This is a genomic window from Sphingobacterium alkalisoli, assembly GCF_005049105.1.
GTDB lineage: Bacteria > Bacteroidota > Bacteroidia > Sphingobacteriales > Sphingobacteriaceae > Sphingobacterium > Sphingobacterium alkalisoli.
In genome coordinates this window covers 429,171-451,936 of the sequence record NZ_SUKA01000003.1, presented here as the reverse complement: position 1 = coordinate 451,936, position 22,766 = coordinate 429,171, and the positions used below count along the sequence as shown (strand labels likewise).

Below are 22,766 nucleotides of genomic sequence, written 5' to 3'. Positions count from 1 at the left end.
ATGCTCGCCTAAAAAGACGAGGGCCACTAAAGATAGTGCGCCCTCGTGCTAATAGTTAGTGTGAAGAATCTTAATAGCCAAATATCTCTTCAAGGCTTAGTTTTGTCAATGTTCCGATGTTCTGAAGTTGCTCTTCCGTAACGTTTTTCTCGGAAGCAACTATACAGTAGGTGTAAGGCTTGTTTGCCAACTCCGTTTGGTGAACGTTCTCGATATCTGCAAACTGCATGGTCTTGACTTGATCGTACCAACCTTTGCGTCTATCGTGATTGATTCCCTTTTTCTGATTTTGTAGATAGCTGAAGATGATGCCATCCTTTTTAATGCGCTGTGTTTCAATATTACTAAGGAAGCTTTTCTTGGCTGTATCAAACGCTTTCTCTGAACGTGGTAAGGTATTCAGTAGTGAATTCATGCCGAGTACAGCATCACTGATTTTATCCGATTGCGTACCAATAAATGCGGATACGCTAAAGGGGTCTTCTTTTTTAGCCGGAATTGAATATGTTGCATATGTTGTGTATGCTAATCCCTTGGCTTCCCTTAAGTTCTGGAAAACGATCGATCCCATTCCTCCGCCGAAGTAATTGTTAAACAGCGCAATACTTGCTTCTTTTTCGGATTGATAATTGTTCCCTTTTCTATACCAGCTAATATCCGCTTGCACCATATCATAGTTTGCAAACAATACCGTATTTACACTTTGCTCCGATCGGGTATAGGTACGTTTCGCAGGTATGTTGGTATACGATTTTGGTGACTGGTGATACTGACTAAGTGCCTTGCTATATTCTTTTAAAGCAAGCGGACTGTAGGCGATCACCTGATGTTCGTAATCCATCAGGCCATGCAATAGGGTTACGAGTTCGTCGCCTTTGATCGCAATAATGGCTTCGGTAGACAATTGATCGTTAAATGGATTTTTTGCACCATATGCAGCGTAATTCATAAGACCTTGCATGATATTGCGTTTGTTGGTCTTATTATTTTGACGCTGTTGTAGCACATCTCGCTTCAGATTTTCCAGCGCCGATTCGTCAACTTTACAGTTCTTTAACAGATCCGTAAGGAGTACCATGGCCTTGCCATAATTTTCCTGTAAGCCGGTTAGCGTGATACGGGTCTCTTCTGAACCTATATTAATGCTGTAGTCGCAAGCCAATTTGTAAAATGCTTCTTGCACCTGTGCTCCAGTTAATTTATCAGTTCCAAGATAGGAAATGTAGTTTCCTGCCAATGGTAGTAATTGATGGTTCCAGCTTCCCATATCAAAAAGAAAGGTTTGTCTGAATAACTGATTATCTTTGTTTTGTACATATAGTACAGCTGCGTTACCTGCTTTTCCTTTTTGGATGTCCCGCTTGTAGTCCAACCATTCCGGTGATACGGGTAGGGATGGCATCGAAGCTATTTCGTTTAAATAGGACGATTGTTTATCCGCATTGGTGTGAACAGGCGTGATAGGAGGCTTTTCTACTTTAGCGATATCATCGGTCATGCCTTGGTTTTTATTAACGACAATATAATTGTCTTTAAAAAATGCATTCGCAAATTCGACGATTTCTGTCTTCGTGATTTTAGAAAGTGCATCAAGATAAGCTACTTCCTGATCCCAACCTAAACTTTTAGTTCGGATGAAATCAGTAGCCAGACTTTCCGTGCGCGCCGTATTATTATCTAAACTTTGCAAAAAAGATAGTGTGCTGTTTGCACGGATCGCATTGATTAATTCGGTATCGAATTCACCTTTTTTTAAGAGGTCGATTTGGGACAAAAGCAAAGAACGCACTTCTTCAAGCGTCTGTCCTTGCTTTGGATAGCCATAGAGGGTGAAGACGCCATAATCCTTTTGCTGTGAGATGTTTGCACCAGCAGCTAATACAAGTTGCTTTTGAGACAGATTTAGATCGATTAATCCAGCTTTTCCGTTATTCAACAAGGAAGCCACAACATCTGCCAATAGGGCATCACGGCTATTGCTTTTACCAATACGATAGCCCATTAACATGTACTGGGCACTAGGTCCTGCGACGTCAAGAACCACGGCACGTTGAATGGGCTCTTCAGCAACCTTGCTATCCGCTACCGCTGTACCAGTTTTAAAGCTACCGAAATGCTTATCTATCTTCTTGATCATCTCGTCGGAACTAAAATCTCCCGCTAATACAATAGCCATATTATTGGCTACATAATAGGTGTCATAGAACGAACGGATTACTTTTAGGGATGGGTTTTTAAGGTGTTCTACGGTACCTAAGGTCGTTTGCTGTCCGTAGTTCGTTTTTGGAAAAAGATGCTTTAATAACGCTTCATATGCGCGGTTCCCATCGTTATCGAGACTAATGTTCTTTTCTTCATAAACAGTTTCTAGCTCGGTATGGAATAACCTAAATACAGGATAACGGAAACGCTCGGCCTGTATCATCAGAAATTTATCGACCGAACTTGAGGGAATATCTTCCTTGTAGATGGTTTCATTAAACCAGGTATGTGCGTTGGTACCTTGTGAACCAATGGCAGACATTAGCTTGTCGTACTCGTTGGCTACGGAGTACTTGGACGCTTCGACAGATAAACGGTCTATCTCTTTATAAAGTGATTTTCGTTTTTCGACATCCGTCTCCGTGGTGTATACCTCGTACAGTTCTTCGATCTGATCTAATAGTACCTTTTCGGATTTCCAATCAGACGTTCCGAACTTATCCGTACCCTTAAACAATAAGTGTTCAAGATAATGGGCCAATCCAGTGTGAGTCGCAGGATCATTATTACTACCAGCGCGCACGGCTATTTGTGCAGTGATGCGTGGCTCATTTTTGTTTTCTGTTAAGACTACCGTAAACCCATTTTTTAATGTGTAAAATCGGGTAGCCATGGGATCGTTGCTAACGTAGCGATAGCTGTATCCTGCCGCTTCCGCTTCCTTCCAGCTGTGCTTTTCCTGTGCCTGGCTAGACTGGATAAAACTCAGACCGATAAAAAGGATACTGATGCGGAAAAAATGACGTTTTATATTCATCATACTGTGTTTTGAAATAGTTCTGTGATAGAGAAATTACTTGATGTTGATGGCAAAGATCTTTTCGTCGGGTGGCAGACATTGCTGATCATTGCATACCATAAATTCCACGGCGCCTTTAACAATAGTCTGACCTTTCTTCAATTTGATCTTTTGTTGAAAAACGACTTCTTTGTTGAAATATAACACCTGCATGTTGAATGTTTTTTCAAATTTCTTGTTCGGGGTAGGCTCGAGTACCTTTCCACTGAGTTGGTAATCGCCAGAAGGCGTAAAGCTGAATGAAGTGGCTACAGGACCGCCCTCACCGATATGTTGCGAATAGATGTTCCAACCATTATCGATTGTAGCCTTTAAAAAAAGTACAGCTTCATCTTTACTGATCTTTTTAGCTGCAAATGTCCATTTTACGGGATCATACACTTGTGATTGTGCTGCGTTGAAGGCAAACAGTGCGGTTATTATTATTATCAATCTTTTCATTTGTATTGTTTTATAGTTTTCTTTCATCAAACTTCCAGATTTTTAAGATTATTATCAACGGTAATCCGTTTTTTCAATAAAATATTTTGTTTTTTATTGTTTTTTCAATTTTTTTTATTGCTGTAGGTAGTGTTTGTTGTGTTCTAAATGAAAAAACGCGTTAACGCGAGGTTAGCAGATTGTTAAATAATAGGTAGGTGCTATACAATAAACCGCTAATTCGTAGGGATATATGGCATTATATGGAGTTGAGTCAATTTAAGAGTATTTTATTTGCTTTTTAGTTTATTTTTTACTATATTTGCATCAGTATGTTCTAAAAACAAAACAGCACATCTGCTGTTTTATTATAAAATCCACAATGGTTTGAGAGAAATTAGTGTAATAGGTGGTGGGAGTTGGGCTACCGCTTTAGTGAAAATATTAGCAGAAAATAAGATCCGGGTATATTGGTATTTACGCCGACAATTACAGGTAGAAGCAATTACTCGAGAAGGCCGTAACCCGGATTACATCAACTTTGCCAAGTTAGATACCGATTATATCGAAGCTTCCACGGATTTGGACGACGTTCTTTCCAAATGCAAGCACCTGTTATTCGTCGTCCCCAGTGCGCACCTCCCCGCAGTTTGTCAGCAGATCGATCCCCAGCAAATGGAGGGTAAAATTATTATATCTTCTATAAAAGGTACAGTCGGACCAGACAATCTACTTCCTTCTGCATATTTGGCAAAAAGTTTTTCGGCATTGCAGGTGAATCAAGCTGTTATAGCAGGACCATGCCATGCGGAAGAAATTGCAGCAGGTAAGAAAACCTACATGACGGTATGTGCCGGAGACCAAGTGCTACGCACCGCGTTGGGTAATGCCCTTGCTTCGAATTACATCCAGATTTGCGAAAGCCAAGATCTATTAGGTGTCGAGTATGCTGCCATTTTTAAAAATGTGGTGGGATTGGTATGTGGTATGGCAAAGGGAATGAACTATGGCGATAATTTTATTGCCGTATTGGTGGCCAATGCGATCCACGAGCTAGAGACGCTATTGCACGCACTGGGTCTAGATGGCGCGCGGATAGGAAGTTCGAGCTATCTTGGTGACCTGTTCGTAACGGCATATTCGCAGCATAGCCGAAACCGCACCTTCGGCGTTTTGATCGGACAGGGATATAATGTGGAACAAACAAAGGATACCATGTCTATGGTAGCAGAAGGCTATACAGCTACAAAAGGTCTACATGATATGGCCGCTGCACGTGGACTTAATTTGCCTATTTTGAATACGGCGTACCGGATTTTATATAATTATATGCCGGTAAAAACAGAATTTAAACTATTAGAAAGGAGCATGATTTGATGTTGTTAGCAACAGATTTAGATGGTACATTTTTAGGCGGTAGTATGGAAGACCGCTTGCGGTTATACCGTTTGATTAAACAAGAAAAAGATATTCAGTTGGTTTTTGTAACGGGAAGGGGACTGGAATCAGTTATTCCTCTCCTAAACGATCCACTTATACCAAGACCGAATTATATTATTGCTGATGTGGGTGCCACCGTAGTGAACGGATTTTCACTCGAGTCTATGGAACCGCTACAAGGCGAGATCGAAGCCAAATGGCCTTCGCTTTATAATATCCGACAAGAGATTTTGGATATCGCGAATGTGACGTACCAAGAAGTACCTCAACAGCGCCGTTGTTCGTTTTATTATGACCAGGATGTTGATCTGGATCAGATAAGGGGTATTGCAGACAAGTTTGATTGCGATATGATTACCTCGGTAGATCAATATCTGGATATCTTACCCAAAGATGTAAACAAGGGGAGCACCTTACGGGCGCTAGTGGCAACACTGGGTGTACCCGACGAGGAGGTACTCGTGGCCGGCGACACGCTAAATGATCTCTCCCTATATCAGGTTGGATTCAAAGGGGTCGTAGTCGGTGCGGCTGAGCAGTCGCTATTGGATAATACCGCGGATTTGGCACATGTGTACCAAGCGGTAGAGAAAGGTGCTGGAGGGATACTGGAATCCATGGATCATTTCGAAGCCTTTAGAAAGCATTACCCAACTGTACGTGGCAAAAATGCCGTATCGGTAAAGAAGAAAACGAACCAGTTGGTGATGGTCTATCACAGACTACCTTTTGAACAGGAAATTGTGAATGGAAAAGCGATACGCGTATCTCCGAAGAGTCCGAACGGGATCATTCCTTCGTTGCTCGGTCTTTTTGAAAAAGGCCGATCGGGTTTATGGATTGGCGAAGAGGTGCTGCAGGAAGATACCCCGGTTATTCCCAATCAGCTTATTGACGAAGAGCGCTTTCCAAACTTGGTGGCATCAACAATCAGCTTACCCAAAAAGGACATCGATCAGTTTTACAGAGTGTTTTCCAAAGAAGCATTTTGGCCAACCATATTTTCATTTGTTGACAAGGCAAAATTTAATCATAGCGATTGGGAACATTACCTGAAAATCAATCGCTTATTTGCCGAGCGTATTGCACGCGACGCCGATCAGGATGCATTGGTATGGATTCACGAATATAACCTTTGGATGGTACCGGCCTATTTGAAGACCTTAAGGCCGGATCTTAAAATTGGTTTCTTCCATCATACTTCATTCCCTGCTGCAGATATATTTAATATCATTCCATGGCGGAAAGAAATCATTGGAAGTTTGCTTTTGTGCGATTTTATCAGTTTTCATATTCCTCGCTATGTAGAAAATTTTGTCGATGTGCTGCGTAGCCATACACCGTTTAGGGTGGTCAAGAAAATCAATGCCGCGAAGCAATTTCTTACCTACAGCTGTGCGTTGGGGGTTGATCAGATGACGAAAATTATTGAAGTCGATGGGAGACAGGTGCGACTTGGCGCGCAACCTGTGGGTGTTAATATCGATAAAATAAAACGGATCTTAAGTCAACCGGAAGTGAAAAACAAAATTGCTTCGGTAAAAAAGAGCAAAGAAGAGCTGGGACGTAAAACAATCCTATCTGTCGAACGACTTGACTACGTGAAAGGTCCATTGGAAAAGATTCTGGCTTTTGGCGAATTCCTTGCCGAATACCCGGAGTTTAGAGAGAAGGTAGAATTGGTGAACATCTGCACGCCGCCATCGCAGGGCATGTCGATATATGACAATATCCGAGATGAGGTAAATAGAGCTGTGGGAGAGATTAATGGTAAATATGCTACGATGGATTGGGTGCCTATCCAGTACTTTTACCGGGCTTTACCATTTGAAGAAGTGGTAACTTTATATGGATCTAGTGATATTGCTTGGATTACACCACTCCGGGATGGCCTCAATTTAGTAGCCAAAGAGTACATGGCCGTTCAGGGCTTCCTGGAAAGCGACGGCGCACTGGTACTGTCTGAGTTTGCCGGAGCGTCTGTGGAATTGCCTTATGCTATTTTAACTAATCCATATGATATGAAAAGTATGAAGGAAGGCTTGCTAAAAGCGTTGCTCATGCCTGAAGACGAAAGAAGGGTACGCGTAAACCGATTATACGATCAGGTAACCTACTACGATATCCATTACTGGGGTAAGGATTTTGTAAAGGAACTGGAAAAAGCTGTAGCAAAGTAAATACTTCGCCTATTAGCGCAATTTCCGGAATTCCTTCGGGGGGACTTTATTCCTTTTTACAAATTCGCGGTAAAAGTAGGATTTATTGGTCATCCCACTTTTATACATCACCTCTTGTACGGATAGATTGGTAGACACCAAAAGCCGCTCGGCGGTCAGAAATCGGTAATCCTTGATAAAATCCATCAGGGACAAGGAGGTGATGTTTTTGACTTTACGGTATAAGCTCCGCGGACTGGTGTGAAGTAATTCGGCGATATAGGCAGGACCTAAATCTGGGTTTTCGATGTGTTCATCAATGATAGCTATGATGTTGGCAATGAGTTTCTTATCATCGCGGTGTACAATGTTCTTCTTTGTCGTCTCATAAGCACTCTCGGGCGAATGAAAGTAATCTCGCATGGTTTCATTTTTCTTAACCAGCCGCACGATATGTGAGCGCATTAGCGAAAGCGAGAACGGTTTTGTTAAATAGACGTCGGCACCAGATTGGATACCGGTCTCCTGTTGCTTCTCCGTAGTCTGGGCAGACAGTACGATTACAGGAATATGTTTAAAGGATTTGTCGCTTCTGATTTCTTGAATAAGCTGTAAGCCATTCTTTCCGGGCATCATAATATCTGTCACGACTAAAGAAACGCTTTCGGTGTTTAGTAGCTCCCAGGCCTGTTCGGCATCAGCGGCCGGCAAGATATGGTAATCATCAGCAAGGTAACGGGAAATCATGGATACAATATCACCATTGTCGTCTACTAGCAAGATAGTGGGTCTTGTGTTTTCTATTTTTTCGAGCACGGTGTCTTCCCGTTTATGATTAGCAGGCAACTGGTCGTCCGAGCCGCTTACCGGTATATGCGGCAGCAATACGCGAAATTGAGTATAGTGATCAGGCTCACTTTCGACCTCTATTTTACCTTCAAGCAATTCGACCATAGAGCGGCAGATCGATAACCCTAATCCGGTGCGACCTGTTAACTGCATATAGCCGCTGTCATCTTCGTTATCGAGCATGTGGTAGGGTTCAAAAATGCTCGACAATTCGGATGCTTCAATACCTTTACCTGTGTTATAGACTGTTAGTTCTAATGTATCATCGATCTGATGTAAGTTTACGCTTACCGTGCCGTTCTCGGATGTATACTTAAATGCATTGGAAACCAGGTTGTTTAGGATTCGCTGAAAAAATGCCGTGTCGGTGTTCCAAGTCAGATCTGCGGAGATGCACTCCACATAATTGATGCCTGCTTTTTCGGCGATTAAACGAAACGACTTAAGGTATTGCGCCGCTAGGGGGGTAAGATTTACATCTTTCTGGATATGATAGGTGGGGGCAGGCTTTTCGGGATCATGTATATTGAGCAGTTCTCTGATCAAACCCTCCAATGCCACCGTATTGCTTGTTAATGTATTGAGATGATCCTGATATTCCGTATCGGAATGAGGGACGCCTGCCTTCAATACCTCACAAATTCCCTTGATGAGGGTCAGCGGTGTGTAAAACTCATGCGTCATATTGGTGAAAAAGGCGAGTTTGGACTCCAGAAGTTCTTTTCGCTGATTTTTGATCATTTCTTTCTGTGCTTCTTCCTGTCTTCTGCGTGCTATGCGCTTCGAAACCTGATACACGTAAAAGCCGAGTGCAGTTAGTAGCAGGGCATAAATACTTAGCGCGACGGTAGAGCTATACCATGGTGGCAATTTAGTGATGTACAGGGATTCGGTTTGTTCGTTACCCGTGTTAACGTCATTTTTGTAACGTACTTTTAATACATATTTTCCGGCTGGAAGGTTCATGAAATCGATCTGATTGGCATTTGAAATCGAGATCCATTCGTCGTGATAATTCTCTAATTTATAGCTGTATGCATAGTCCTTGTTAAGGTAATCGAGTACGGTGAATGAAAGGCTGAAGGATTGTATAGAAGCGGGGATCTCGATCCCGTTTGCTGATGTAGACTCGAAATCAGAAAGTGGATGGCTTTCGCCCTTCACCTTGATATCAAAGAAATGAAAATTTCTGGAGCGTGCGTGCTTCTGCTGCAGTGACTGCTGGGGGTTAATCCATACAAAGCCGTTTACGGCACCAAAATACAACCTTCCGGTATACGGACATTTCCAAAATGCGTCGTCCGAAAATTCATTGATTTCCAGCGTAGGCGCAATATAGTTGTGAAACAGTCCATTCTGCGGATTGTACTTTATTAGGCCCCTGCTGGAACTTAGCCATAAATATCCCAGCTCGTCGGCCAGTATGCCATGTATCATATCATTAACCAGTCCATCTTTCTTGTTGTAGTGTTTGATATCCGATGCTACGCCTCGGGAATATGTAAAGGAGGTTAGTCCGGAAGTGGAGCCAAGATAATAGGCATTGCCTTGATCCCGCCAAACACTTAATATATCAGTAATTGCGGCGTTATTTTCTGGGTCGATCACAGAGACGAACTTATGCTGTTTCTTTTCCATATCGAATTCTGCCACACCTTGACCGCCCCGCAAGCCGATAACTAATTTTGATGGCCCGGAAAATACCATGGACTGAATCTCATTTCCGGCGAAATTCTTGCCTTGGATAAGGTAATTTGTTGCCGACTTGACGCGTATATGGCCAGCGACCTCCTCCAGAAAAACTTCAATCAATCCGAATCGGGTGGAAGCTAGCCATAACTTGGAATTGCTAACTTCGAGGATAGTATGTATGCTTTCTAGAAGCGGAGCTTTACTTTCGTGTATGGCCTCTCGTACTTGCCCACTTTTATAGTCATAATAGAATAATCCTTTTTCAGTTCCGATCCAAAATAAATCATGATAAGCGCTTTTTGCCATACCAAAAATCTGAGAAGATAGCAGTCCTTCTTTTTTGTTGAAGCGCCTAATATTATTTTCATTTATTCGACTGTTTATTAGTGTATTATTTTTACTTATCTTAATTAACCCATCACCATTAGTGCCAACCCAGATGCTACCCAATGAGTCGGTTAAGATCGTTCTAACTGGTTTGTTTGTAATATTGGCCTGGGATAAATTAACTTCACCAAAAACGGGGGTGGAGGCACTATGCTGCTGTACGCCTTGACCATCTGTTCCAATCCACAATAGATCTTGATAGCGATCTGCCAACAAACAAAAAACGGAAACCCCCGGTCGGACCCAAACGGTGGGATCTTCACTGCCGCGTCCAACTTTTAATACACCGGAGTTCTTTAATGCAATATATACCGCTTTATCGTAATATTCGATTTGCGCAATGAATCCGTAGTCTTCGTTGGCCATCGATCGGATATTTGCAAGCTGGTGCTTGCGTGAGGTGAGCAGATCATATTGATACACACTAAATTGATCGTCGATAAAGTACAGGTCATTGCCCGATAAACTCGCTTTGACGATACGCCGTTGGTGTATTTGAACTTCTTGACCATTGACTTTTGGTCTTCCCTTGATTTCGTTTAAGTTTTTGGAAAATAAATGACCATCATTTTTCAATATCAGTAACGTTGAATCAACAATGAAAAGTTGGTTTATGTTGAGTAAGGTCATCTTTTCGTCTGTAATTTCGATTCGATCAATGGTGCCCTTCCCAGCTTTTGCAGATGCTTTATGATAGAGTAGTACCCGATCTTCTGGGATCATCCATGTGTCGCCAGCAGCATCGGATTCAATATGTACCAGCTTTGGCAAGTCAGGGTATGAAGCTGTTATTTTGCGTGTTATCAACGATAGTTTATTTAGGCCCATTGTGGTAGAAATCCATAGATGATCTTTATCCGCCGAAGTAATTTTATAAATAATATTGCTACAAAGTGATAAGGGGTTTGCGGGTTCATGTCTATAGGTAATCACCTCAGTTCCGTTGTAGAATGACAGGCCATCGTATGTCCCGAACCACATATACCCCTGATGATCTTGAAAGGAGTACAATACAGCATTGTTAGGGAGGTAAATAGTTGCACGATTATACTGCTGGGCCATGGAAGGCAGCAGGAAGGTTGTATACATTAGGATGGTTACGAAGTATCTTAATTTGCCAAAAATCATCATAGTGTTGGTTTGCAACTGCATTGTAAAGTGAGCTGTCGTCCCTAAACGTTTAAAAAACACAATCGGCTTGGGAACGGAAGCGAACACGGTTTATAGAATTTAAAGATACAGTTTTCTGCCACGCTATGCTAACCCGGCATAGCACTATCGGTACCATATGTTGCCAAAAAGGTGCACTTTTTTACAACTGGCCAATAAGTGTACCTTTTTGGCAGGATCGAGCGGCAATTTCGTTTATCAATCCGCTACTTTTGGTCTATTATAAATCTGAAAGGATAGCCTCGATCAACTGGCATATCGTTACATCGATACATATTTTCGTCAATGTGAGTGGGCTGGATAAGAAGCTACTAAATAAAAAACTTAAAATAGATAATAATCAATGAAGAAGATTACTTGTGTTTTCCTACTTTCCGTTGCGATTACAACAGTTTATGCACAAAAGGGTATAAAACTAACATCACCAAATGGTGATTTGACGACCGAAATAAAGCTGACCGACAAAATTTATTATTCTGTATGGTGTAAGAGTGATACACTACTGCAAGACAATTTTCTACGTCTGCACCTGGATGATAAAGTATTGGGTGATAGACCAAAATTGTTGAGCAAAAAAGAAAAACAGATCAATGAACAGTTAAAACCTATTGTACCATTGAAGTTTTCCACGGTAGAAAACACGTATAACCAACTTCTTTTGCATTTCAAAGATAAATATACCGTAGAATTCCGTACATACAACGATGGAGTAGCCTACCGGATTATTACGGATATGAAAGACAGTATCAATATCGTATCAGAGGAGATGAACATCAATTTTCCGAGCGAACAATTGTTACATGTACAGCAACCCGGCGGCTTCAAAACGGCGTACGAAGAGATCTATTCGCATATTAACAGTAGGGAGTGGAAGCCGACGGATAAGATGGCCGTACTTCCTATGTTGATCGATACCAAAAAATCCTATAAAATTTTGGTATCCGAGTCAGACCTAAGCGATTACCCCTGTATGTTTGTCAAAAGCAACGGCCAAAATGGAATCACATCAGTCTTTCCGAAAGTGCCCATCAAATTCGGGGATGATGGCGATCGAAGCGTAAAAATTTTAGCTGAAGCGGATTACATAGCTCGGACTGCTGGCCAACGAAGTTTTCCATGGCGTTATTTTGTGATTTCCAAGCAAGATACAGAGATATTGACAAATACGATGACCTACAGGTTGGCCACAAAAAATGTTTTATCCGATGTATCATGGATAAAGCCAGGTCAAGCAAGTTGGGAATGGTGGAATGGTGCGAAGCCCTATGGTCCTGATGTAAATTTTGTATCGGGCTATAACCTAGATACCTACAAATACTTTATTGATTTTGCCGCTAAATTTGGTATGGCCTATATTATCATGGACGAAGGCTGGGCAAAAAATACACGTGATCCGTATACTCCTAATCCGGAGGTAGACGTTCACGAAATCATCAAGTATGGTAAGGAGAGAAATGTAGGGGTGTTTTTATGGCTGACCTGGTTAACGGTGGAGAAAAATCTGGAGCTATTTGAAAAATTTGCGTCGTGGGGCGTTAAGGGCGTGAAGATTGATTTTATGGACCGAAGTGACCAATGGATGGTTAATTATTACGAACGCATTGCAAAAACTGCAGCAAAGCATAATTTGCTAGTGGACTTTCATGGATCCTTCAAGCCGGCCGGACTGGAATATAAATATCCCAATGTGATCTCTTACGAGGGGGTGCGTGGAATGGAGCAAATGGGAGGATGCTACCCCGATAACAGTGTTTATCTTCCCTTCATCCGCAACGCGGTAGGACCGATGGATTATACGCCTGGTGCCATGATAAGTATGCAACCGAACGTATATAGAAGTGAGCGTCCGAACTCGGCAAGTATTGGGACCCGAGCATACCAAATGGGATTGTTTGTCATTTTTGAAAGCGGTATTCAGATGCTTGCAGACAATCCCACCATGTATTACAGAAACGAAGAATGTACGGATTTCATTACCAATGTACCGACCACCTGGGATGAAACAGTCGCCTTGGATGCTAAAGTTGGTGAACACGTAATCGTTGCTAAACGAAAAGGCGAGAAGTGGTATATCGGCGGTATGACCAATAGCAAAGAGGATTGGCGGAATTTTGAACAGAAACTGACTTTCCTGACTGAAGGAAAAACCTACCGGATGACCAGTTTCGAGGATGGTATTAATGCAGTCGGACAGGCTATGGATTACCGGAAAAAATCGGTGGAGGTCAATAGCACATCTTCCATTTCGATAAAGCTCGCTAAAAGTGGGGGTTTTGCAGCAGTGTTGGAGCCTGTAAACAATAAAAGACTACAATAATTTAAAACCAAGATAAACGATGTAAGGACAAATTTTCAATACACTATTTATGATCAGCAAATTATTGCTGTATGATGTAAACCTGTTCTATGCAGGAGCACAATTACCAATTAACGAATAAACTATAACCAATGAAGAAAAAGGATTTTAACAAAATTCGCAGGATCAAACGGGGTATTAAAGTGGGTACGCCGTTAGGGATGATGATACTTCTCTCGCTGATAAGCGTGGACCGAGCCCTCGGGGAATCATCTAATGTAGTAAAAAAGGAAACTGACGAGCTGGTAAGTAGACAGCAGCAACGTACCTTATCGGGTAGGGTGACGACGACGGATGGTGCACCGCTCGTAGGTGTTACAGTTTCCATTGTCGACTTCTCTGTATCGACACAAACGGACCAAAATGGGGAATATGAATTTCGTATTCCCGACGAAGCCAAGACCGTTCGATTTACGATTGTCGGCTTTAAACAGCTAGATCAATCTGTAGTCGGCCGGCCGGCGATAGATGTGCAGCTCGAGGAGTCTGCAGATGATCTAGAGGAAGTGGTGGTAGTAGGGTACGGAACGCAGAAGAAAATCCAGACCCTAGGTGCACAGTCAAACTTGGATGTAAAGGAGTTGAAGCAGCCAGTAGCGAATATCAGCACGGTATTGGCAGGCCGAGTTTCGGGAGTAGTAGGCATGCAACGTAGTGCCGAGCCGGGACTTGATGGTGCGCAGCTCTGGATCCGTGGATTCAATACCTTAAATAATTCCAGTCCGCTTGTGCTGGTGGATGGAGTCGAGCGGAGTTTCAGTAACATCGACCCAAATGATATTGAATCATTTAATATATTAAAAGATGCATCCTCTACTTCGGTGTACGGTGTGCGCGGGGCAAATGGTGTTATCTTGATTACAACAAAAAAAGGCTTGGCTCTGGAAAAGCCGCGGATAGACGTCGATTACTACCAGGGCATTACCGAATTTACCCGCGTGCCAGATATGGTAGACGGAGTTACCTATATGCAAATGGCCAACGAAGCCAATGTAACGCGGGGAGATTCGCCAATCTATTCAGAAGAATTGATCCGAAAAACGCTGACCCAGGAAGATCCAATGCTTTACCCTGATGTAGATTGGTTTCAGGAGATCTTTAATCGATTCGGTAACAACCGGAAAGCTAACTTAAGTATCCGTGGTGGGGCGGCTCGCATGAACTATTATGTATCTGCTGGCTATTACGATGAAAAAGGTCTGTTTAAAACAGACGGTCTTTCACAGTATAATTCTGAAATTGCGTACAAACGCTATAACTTTACCTCCGCACTAACTGTGCATGCCACAAAAACAACGACTGTGGATTTAGGAATAAAAGGCTGGATCTCCAATGGTAACTATCCGGGTACGGGAACTAATTCGATCTTCGCTTCCGTCTTTAATTTATACCCTATCCTATACCCTGTGAAATATCCGGATGGATCGGAACCTTTTGTATCTACGGGTGGAGGCTTGAGTAATCCTTATGGGTTACTTACAAATCGCGGTTATGCGACGACCTATGAAAACCAAATGATGTCGGATATTCATGTGAAGCAAAAGCTGGATTTCTTAACGGAAGGACTTTCGGCTAGGGTTTTATACTCTTTTGATGCGCAAAATACCAATCGATTAAATAGATCCAAAGTCCCCTATACCTATTATGCTAGAGAACGTGATGAGAACGGAGAGTTGATCTATGAACGGACGGACGGAGGCAATGGTAAAGATTACCTTGAGTTTGGTCGAAGCAATGGCGGACGGAGGCAATTCTACCTCGAATCGGCCATTAACTACAGCCGCGACTTCGGGGGACATTCTGTAAATGGGTTATTCTTGTATAACCAGTCCGACCGAGTCAGTGCAACTGCCGACAATCTAATGGGCTCGATCCCTTATCGGAGCCGCGGTATTGTCGGTCGGGGAAGCTATGCATTTGAAGATAAATATTTAGCAGAAGTGAGCTTTGGGTATAACGGATCCGAGAACTTCGCACCTGAAACCCGTTATGGAATTTTTCCATCCTACGCCATCGGATGGGTACCCTCCAATGAAAAATTTTGGGGAAATATGTCCAATGTGATTCAGCTGTTGAAGATTAGAGCCTCATATGGTCTGGTGGGAAGCAGTAAACTGGATGGTAATGAAGATGGTAGACGATTTGCATATATCGCCACTGTGGCAAATACCGGTGGATATAGCTACGGCCAAAACAGAGATAACAACATAGGTGGTCTGGATATTGGCGAGTATGCTTCCACCGTAACTTGGGAAACGGAAAAGAATACAAATATTGGACTTGAACTTAAAACTTTTGATAATGCATTAGAACTGATGGTCGATGTGTTTAAGAGACGAAGAGAAAATATTTTCCTTTCACGTGCCTCGGTACCCGGTTCCATGGGACTGCGGTCAAATCCACTCGGAAACTTGGGTATATCGGAAAACAAAGGTATTGATATAACAGCCAATTTTAGTAAGCAATGGGGTGAATGGGGAGCGACATTCCGAGGCACATTTACCTACAATGCGAACAAGCTGATCGAAAATGACGAACCGGCTAAACCTTATCCTTGGATGGAAAAACGTGGACATCGTCTTTTTCAGCGCTTTGGCTATATAGCGGAAGGTTTCTATACACAGGAAGAAATTGAGGATCCATCAGTTGCCCGTACAGCAGGTGTGGTGCAGGCAGGAGATTTAAAATTTCGGGATTTAAACGGTGACGGTGTTATTGACGGAAACGATCAGACAGCGATCGGACTTGACCATGTGCCACAAATTCTTTACGGATTTGGTTTTACGACAGCCTACAAAGGCTTCTCATTGGGTGCATTTTTTCAGGGAACCGATCGGGTAGAATTTTCAATGTCAACTACCTTTATGCCGTTCCGTGCAGGATCTGCACGAGGAAGCTTATTTAATAATATAGATGATCGCTGGACAGAGGATGATCAACGACAAGATGCATTCTATCCTCGTTTGTCTTATGGAGATATCAATCAAAATTATTCAGCACCAAGCAGTCACTGGGTACAAAACGGCCGTTTTCTACGTCTGAAAACACTAGATTTTGGCTATACTATTCCTAGAGGTCGCTTTAGCGGGTGGGGTGTAGAAAATGCACGGATCTACTTTATCGGTTATAACTTACTTACGTTTAGCCCGTTCAAAATGTTTGATCCAGAGCTGGGTAGTGGTGCGGGAGATCGTTATCCAAATATTAAAACCTATAGCTTAGGACTGAACATCACTTTTTAATTCTGTTGATTATGAATACAACGATAAAAATTTACATAGGATTATTGCTTCTGCTCATATGCAGTTCTTGCAACAAAGATTTCTTCGATCAAGTGCCCGATGATCGCCTACAGATCGACGATATATTTAAGCGTCGGACGACGACGGAACAATACTTGGCAAACGTATATAACCGAATTCGTTCGCAAATGGATTGGCGCTTTGACAATAGCTTTGAAGGCTTATCGGATGATGTCGATATTACGTATAACGACATGGCTCCCTTTCAGTTAAATATAGGTAACTGGGATAGAAATACAGGTGCCTTCAACAGGTGGGGACATTACTATCAGGGCATTCGTTCTGCATCCTTCTTTATACAACATGTAGACGAAAATCCGGAGGTACCGCAGCAGGAGAAAACCAAATGGAAGGCAGAAGCCCGCTTTCTGCGTGCTTACTTTTATGCTAATCTCATGATGCAATACGGCCCAGTGATCCTTATGCCAGATGTGCCCTTAGAGCCTGATGCAACGTTGGAAGAGATCAGCATACCGCGTAACACGTACGATGAATGCGTGGCCTATGTGGTTAATGAAATCAATACAGCCATTCCAGATCTACCTACCACTCCGGTAAGCACACGCGAATGGGGTAGAATTAATCAGGGCATGGCTTTGGCATTTAAATCCAGGGTGTTATTATACGCGGCTAGTCCATTATTTAACGGAAATACGGAGTATGCTGATTTTAAGAACCTAGATGGTACTGTACTGATCAATCAGCAGTATGACATGAATAAGTGGAAGCTTGCTGCTGATGCTGCTAAAGAAATGATCGATTTTGGACAATACAGCCTTTATATCGAAAGGGATGCCAATGGCGCAGTTAAGCCATTTGAATCCTTGAAAAATGTGCATCTTACAGATTGGAACTCCGAAGTTATCATGGCGAGGGTATCGGATAATTTTGGTCCAGATAAAATGGGATCACCTCGAAATGTAGGCGGCTGGTCGGCTTTCGGTCCAACGCAGCAGTTGGTGGATGCCTTTTTTATGGCAAATGGTAGACCAATTACCGATGGTGCCTCGGGCTATTCTGAAAGCGGGACGACTTCGCAGCAAACGAATTATTATGCATCGGGTACCTCAAATATGTATGTAGGGCGTGAACCTCGTTTCTATGTAGCAATTACCTTTAACCTCAGCAAATGGCTCAACAATGATAGAGGCAGCAATAACCAACCTGTAACGATACAGATGTATAGTGGAGGAAATAGTGGGTTATATACCGGAAGAAACTATTCTCGAACGGGATATGGTGCGCGTAAAATGGTACATCCAAGCAGTACGTTGGAACCAGATCGTATACAAGGTCGTTTAGAAGTGCAATTAAGGTTGGCAGAGGTCTATCTGAATTATGTGGAAGCACTAAATGAGTATGATCCCAACCATGCGGATATCCTAAAATATCTCAATATGATTCGTGAAAGAGCAGGTATTCCACAATACGGGACAGCCGAGGATAATTTACCTATTCCAGCAGACAAAGATGCCATGCGTGATGCCATCCACCAGGAACGCCGGGTAGAATTGTGCTTTGAAAATCTACGCTTTTTTGATACCCGTCGTTGGAAAATTGCACCTGATACAGATGGTGGTGACTTTTACGGCATGAACATCGAAGCTACGACCTCTGCAGACTTTTCACAACGTACGGTATTCGAAACCCGTCAATGGAAAGACAAGCAATACTTATGGAATATTGTGCAGGATGAGCTGAATAAAAATAGAAATCTTGTAGAAAACCCAGGATGGTAAGCATACTATACCACCTAAAAGTTAAAAAAATTATGAAAAATATAGCATTTCTTAGCACCACGGTAGTTGCAGCTATCTTATCCCTCGCTTCTTGTCAAAAGGAAGCGAGTGCAGGACTTGGTGAGGGACTCGTAGAGGAGGTTGAATTGCGCTCACCGACAAACGAAACCCGGGTCGTTCTTGACGCCGAGCAGCAAGCCGGTGTATTATTTAAATGGTCGGAGGCCATGGTTTCGAATGGTACGCTGGCCTTCTATACCGTATTGTTTGATAAAGCTTCGGGAGATTTTTCGGAGCCCTTAATGAGTCGAAAACCTGAAAGACTTGGTACTATGTATTCACTGAACGTATCCCGGCTGCAGCTTGATTCGCTGGCGAAGGCTGCAGGTGCGAATATAGGAAACCCCGTCGACATAAAGTGGACGGTAAGGGCAAGCAATGGCGTAAATACTGCGTTGGCCAAACAGCCTTTCACCTTTACGCTAGAGGTTACACAGGCCGAGCAATCGGATATGTTGATGACCGCTGCAGACGAAATGATGGATGCACTCGTAACGTACTTTCTCGATGGCATGCCTTTGGATGTTTGGGGTGAATACTATCCGCGTAGGAATACGTTTTGGGATGGTGCATCGACCGTGTGGGGGCAAGGTGCTGCTTTTTCAGGTTACACCGCTTTAAAGGCTATGGGAGAGCACGATGCGTCATTAAAAACGAAGTATGCTAACTTATATGATAATAGATTTTTAACATCGATAGACAAGTTTCGCAACCGCAGACAAGGTGGTCCTGAGGGGTATGCAGTATTTCCGGGCGGAGGAGATGAACGCTTTTATGATGATAATGTATGGATCGGATTGGATATGGTTGATCTGTATATGCTCACAGATGATTCTAAATACCTTGACCGCGCGAAATTAGTATGGAACTTTGTCTTGTCGGGAACAAATAGCTTGATGGGAGGTGGTATTCATTGGAAGGAAGGAGATAAGGGAAAAAACACCTGTTCAACGGCTCCTGCCGCCGTACTTGGTGCCAAACTATATCAGGCAACGAATGAGCAGGCGTATTTGGATCGTGCGAAGGAATTTTATCATTGGGTGAAGGATCGACTCCAGGATCCGGAAGATAAGCTTTATTGGGATAATATAAAGTTATCTGATCCAAATAATCCAGGTTCTTCCGTCATCATAGATAAAACGAAATATACCTACAACGCGGGACAACCGATACAAGCTGCTGTATTATTGTACGAGATCACTGGCGACAACCAGTACTTGATCGAGGCTAAGGCCACCGCTGATGCAGCCTACAAACGTTGGTTTAAGCCATATTATTCAAGTGCGCTAGGCGAGGAGATTGGTATGTGGACGGATAACAATGTGTGGTTTAATGCTATTCTATTAAGAGGTTATATCGAACTATGCCGTATAGATAAAAATGAAAAGTATGTACAGGCTTATCGAAAAATAATGCAGCATGCCTGGATGTCAATAGCGCGCGACCCACAAACTAATCTATTGAACAATGACCTTAAAGCGACTACGCCACGTACCGAGTGGGGAATTCTTTATCAAGGTGCATGTGTAGAAATGTTGGCTAGACTCGCCGATTATGAGGCAAAAAAGTAACTGGAATATTAAATAACTGTACCAAATTATGACACGTATATTTAGAAATAGGATTGCTGTGCTGGGCATAGTATTCTTGTTTTGGGGCTGCTCCAAAACAGAAGAGATAAAAGTAAGCGATATTCTGATCCAAAATATCGGAAACGAAGGACTAACTATCCCGCTAAATGAAACATTCCTGGTAGAAGCATCTACTGCACCAGGGAATGCAGATAGAGCAGGTATCACTTATAAATCTAGCGATGAGGAAATATTTACGGTATCTGCTAAAGGACTCATACAGCCTAAACAAATGGGTGAAGCGGTTCTACAAGTGAAGACACAGGACGGCAGTCGATTGAACGACGAACGTACGATTATTATCGAACGACCTTCGATCGAAACGATCGAAATTGAAGGAATGGTAGATGGCTATCTGATCGTTGGGTACAATCTGGAACAAAAAGTGATGATCAACCTACTTCCAGAAAACAGTACGCCACTAGTGACATTCCACACCGATGATGCCAGTGTCTTTACCGTGACGGAAGCCGGTAGGGCGGAAGGGCATCTATTGAATGGCGAAGCTAATTTAACTGTTCGGGCGGTACATAATCCCGATATCATGATCACCTGCAAAGTTAAGGTCCTGGATCTTACGGTAGAAGATATTGTCGTTCCCGCTGATAAGATAATGATCAACGCGATGGGTGGCACTTATAATTTGCGCCGTGATTTAACTATATTGCCAGCTATTGCGTCGGGTGTTGAATTGCAGTATGAAAGCAGCCGTCCGGATATCGCGACGGTGGATGAAGAAGGTATAGTGACCGCGAAGGGTAGAGGTGATGTACAGATCACGGTCTCATCAAAAGATGCTGATCCGGTGAAGAAAACGGTTAACTTTTTCATCGAAGCCGAACTAAGCTACGAGGGATGGACGGCGACGGCTTCATCCTATAGTGAATCGCAGGGAACTCCGGGTGCAATCTTAGTAGATGGAGCTAATCCGTTTTGGCACAGTAAGTGGGCAGGTGGGGAAGAGCCTCTACCACATTGGATACTGGTCGATATGAAAGAAGAGCACATGATTACAGAAATAATGATCAATCGTAGAAATTTTAATAATGATCTCCGTAAAGCCATTATAGAGGTGAGCCGCGACGGCAGTTCCTTCACACAGGTGGGTATCCTAGATTGGGGATCGAGCCCGAGTTCGGACGCCCTTCGGTATGCTTCATTTGCGAAACAGAAGGCGCGCTATATTAAAATTACGGTGACGGAAAGCAACAGGGGACGGGTAGCCAGCATCAACCGCATGCGTGTATATGGTGCGAGCGAGTAATTGAACGTTACTGGATCCAATGACAAAGACCGAATAAAAATGGAGGCTATTGGCTAGTCCATAGCCAATGGCCTCATAACTTGATAAAATAATACGATGAAGAGAAAAATTCTAAACGTCTGTCTATTTTTCGTGAGCATACAGGCTTATGCACAGCAAGATATTTTGCAGCATTTACCGAAACATGCGGATCCTGCTATGGTGGGCGAAAAGCTAGTAAGAAACTATCTTGCTAGCGATTACCGTCATTTTGACGAAATCTCGGGGGAACCACCTTATATTGTGTATCCGGAAACATGTACTTGGCTGGGGGCACTCGTTTTTAGCGAAAAAACAAACAATAAGCAATTGCTCACCGACTTGGAGAAACGTTTTTATCCTCTATTGGGAAAGCGCAAAGAGCTCATGCAAAAGCCCAATCATGTAGACAATACGGTTTTTGGAGTGATACCTTTGCGGCTTTATATGCTGACCCAAAATCCGTTGTATTATCATATCGGGATTGATTTTGCGGATCGGCAGTGGCAGATGCCAAAGTCTTCAAGCCGCGATAGCATCAAACACCGTTCGTTTTTAGAAAAGGGATTGAGCTGGCAGACGCGGTTCTGGATCGATGACATGTATATGATCACCGCAATCCAAAGCCATGCTTACCTGGCTACAAAGGACAGAAAGTACATTGACCGGGCAGCATATGAGATGACAGTATATCTCGACTCGATACAGAGGCCAAACGGACTTTTTTATCATGCAAAAGAGGCACCTTTTTTCTGGGGTCGCGGCAACGGATGGATGGCAGCTGGCATGACTGAATTATTGAAAAATCTACCTAAAGAGAGCGAGTACTATGCCCGGATATTAGCGAGCTATCAACTGATGATACGTACCTTAAAAGAAAATACCAACAGCGAGGGTCTTTGGGGGCAATTAGTTGACGAACCTAAAGAGTCGTGGACGGAAACTTCGGGGTCGGCGATGTTTACCTATGCCATGATCACCGGTGTAAAAGAAGGTTGGTTAAAGCAAGCCGAATATGCACCAGTCGTGCGTAAGGCCTGGCTTGCGTTAATGCCTTATCTTAACGAAAATGGTGATCTCAGGGAAGTGTGTATTGGTACAAATATCGGTTCAACGAAGGAGCATTATCTCAACCGTAGACGTTTGGTTGGCGATTTCCACGGGCAAGCAGCGCTCTTGTGGTGCGCTAGCGCCATGCTAGCACTACAGAAGTAATTG

At 43.0% G+C, this 22,766-nt stretch carries 11 protein-coding genes; 8 read left to right on the top strand and 3 right to left on the bottom strand.

Annotated features, from left to right (window positions below; genetic code table 11):
- Positions 1–70: 70 nt before the first annotated feature.
- The gene (locus tag FAZ19_RS11560) at positions 71–3,022 is read right to left on the bottom strand and encodes a M16 family metallopeptidase (RefSeq protein ID WP_229707489.1); all 2,952 of its coding nucleotides are present in this window, start codon (positions 3,020–3,022) and stop codon (positions 71–73) included.
- 33 nt (positions 3,023–3,055) lie between these two features.
- A complete protein-coding gene (locus tag FAZ19_RS11555) occupies positions 3,056–3,502 on the bottom strand; it encodes a protein-disulfide reductase DsbD N-terminal domain-containing protein (protein WP_136820879.1) in 447 nt (148 codons plus the stop codon).
- Positions 3,503–3,868: 366 nt separating this feature from the next.
- On the opposite strand from FAZ19_RS11555, the gene FAZ19_RS11550 reads away from it, so the two are divergent.
- The gene (locus tag FAZ19_RS11550) at positions 3,869–4,858 is read left to right on the top strand and encodes an NAD(P)H-dependent glycerol-3-phosphate dehydrogenase (protein WP_169305642.1); all 990 of its coding nucleotides are present in this window, start codon (positions 3,869–3,871) and stop codon (positions 4,856–4,858) included.
- Positions 4,858–7,101, top strand: coding sequence for a glucosylglycerol-phosphate synthase (gene ggpS, locus FAZ19_RS11545; protein WP_136820877.1), 2,244 nt, complete (start codon positions 4,858–4,860; stop codon positions 7,099–7,101). The genes FAZ19_RS11550 and ggpS overlap by 1 nt, the downstream gene beginning before the upstream one ends.
- A gap of 12 nt (positions 7,102–7,113) precedes the next feature.
- Here the strand turns inward: ggpS and FAZ19_RS11540 are convergent, their stop codons facing one another.
- Entirely contained in the window at positions 7,114–11,097 is a 3,984-nt protein-coding gene (locus tag FAZ19_RS11540) for a hybrid sensor histidine kinase/response regulator transcription factor (protein ID WP_169305641.1), read from the bottom strand.
- Positions 11,098–11,521: 424 nt separating this feature from the next.
- Here FAZ19_RS11540 and FAZ19_RS11535 point away from each other — a divergent pair, with 424 nt between their 5' ends.
- The 6 genes from FAZ19_RS11535 to FAZ19_RS11510 all read left to right on the top strand — a co-directional run bounded on the left by FAZ19_RS11535 (position 11,522) and on the right by FAZ19_RS11510 (position 22,763).
- A complete protein-coding gene (locus tag FAZ19_RS11535) occupies positions 11,522–13,495 on the top strand; it encodes a glycoside hydrolase family 97 protein (RefSeq protein ID WP_136820875.1) in 1,974 nt (657 codons plus the stop codon).
- A gap of 131 nt (positions 13,496–13,626) precedes the next feature.
- On the top strand, positions 13,627–16,776 hold the full coding sequence (locus tag FAZ19_RS11530; RefSeq protein ID WP_136820874.1) for a SusC/RagA family TonB-linked outer membrane protein: 3,150 nt from the start codon (positions 13,627–13,629) through the stop codon (positions 16,774–16,776).
- Positions 16,777–16,787: 11 nt separating this feature from the next.
- On the top strand, positions 16,788–18,575 hold the full coding sequence (locus FAZ19_RS11525) for a RagB/SusD family nutrient uptake outer membrane protein (protein WP_136820873.1): 1,788 nt from the start codon (positions 16,788–16,790) through the stop codon (positions 18,573–18,575).
- Positions 18,576–18,607: 32 nt separating this feature from the next.
- Positions 18,608–20,206: a glycoside hydrolase family 76 protein gene (locus tag FAZ19_RS11520; protein ID WP_169305640.1), complete on the top strand. Its 1,599-nt coding sequence runs from the start codon at positions 18,608–18,610 to the stop codon at positions 20,204–20,206.
- Between the two features lie 28 nt (positions 20,207–20,234).
- A complete protein-coding gene (locus FAZ19_RS11515; RefSeq protein ID WP_136820871.1) occupies positions 20,235–21,530 on the top strand; it encodes a discoidin domain-containing protein in 1,296 nt (431 codons plus the stop codon).
- Positions 21,531–21,626: 96 nt separating this feature from the next.
- On the top strand, positions 21,627–22,763 hold the full coding sequence (locus tag FAZ19_RS11510; RefSeq protein ID WP_136820870.1) for a glycoside hydrolase family 88/105 protein: 1,137 nt from the start codon (positions 21,627–21,629) through the stop codon (positions 22,761–22,763).
- Positions 22,764–22,766: the final 3 nt, after the last annotated feature.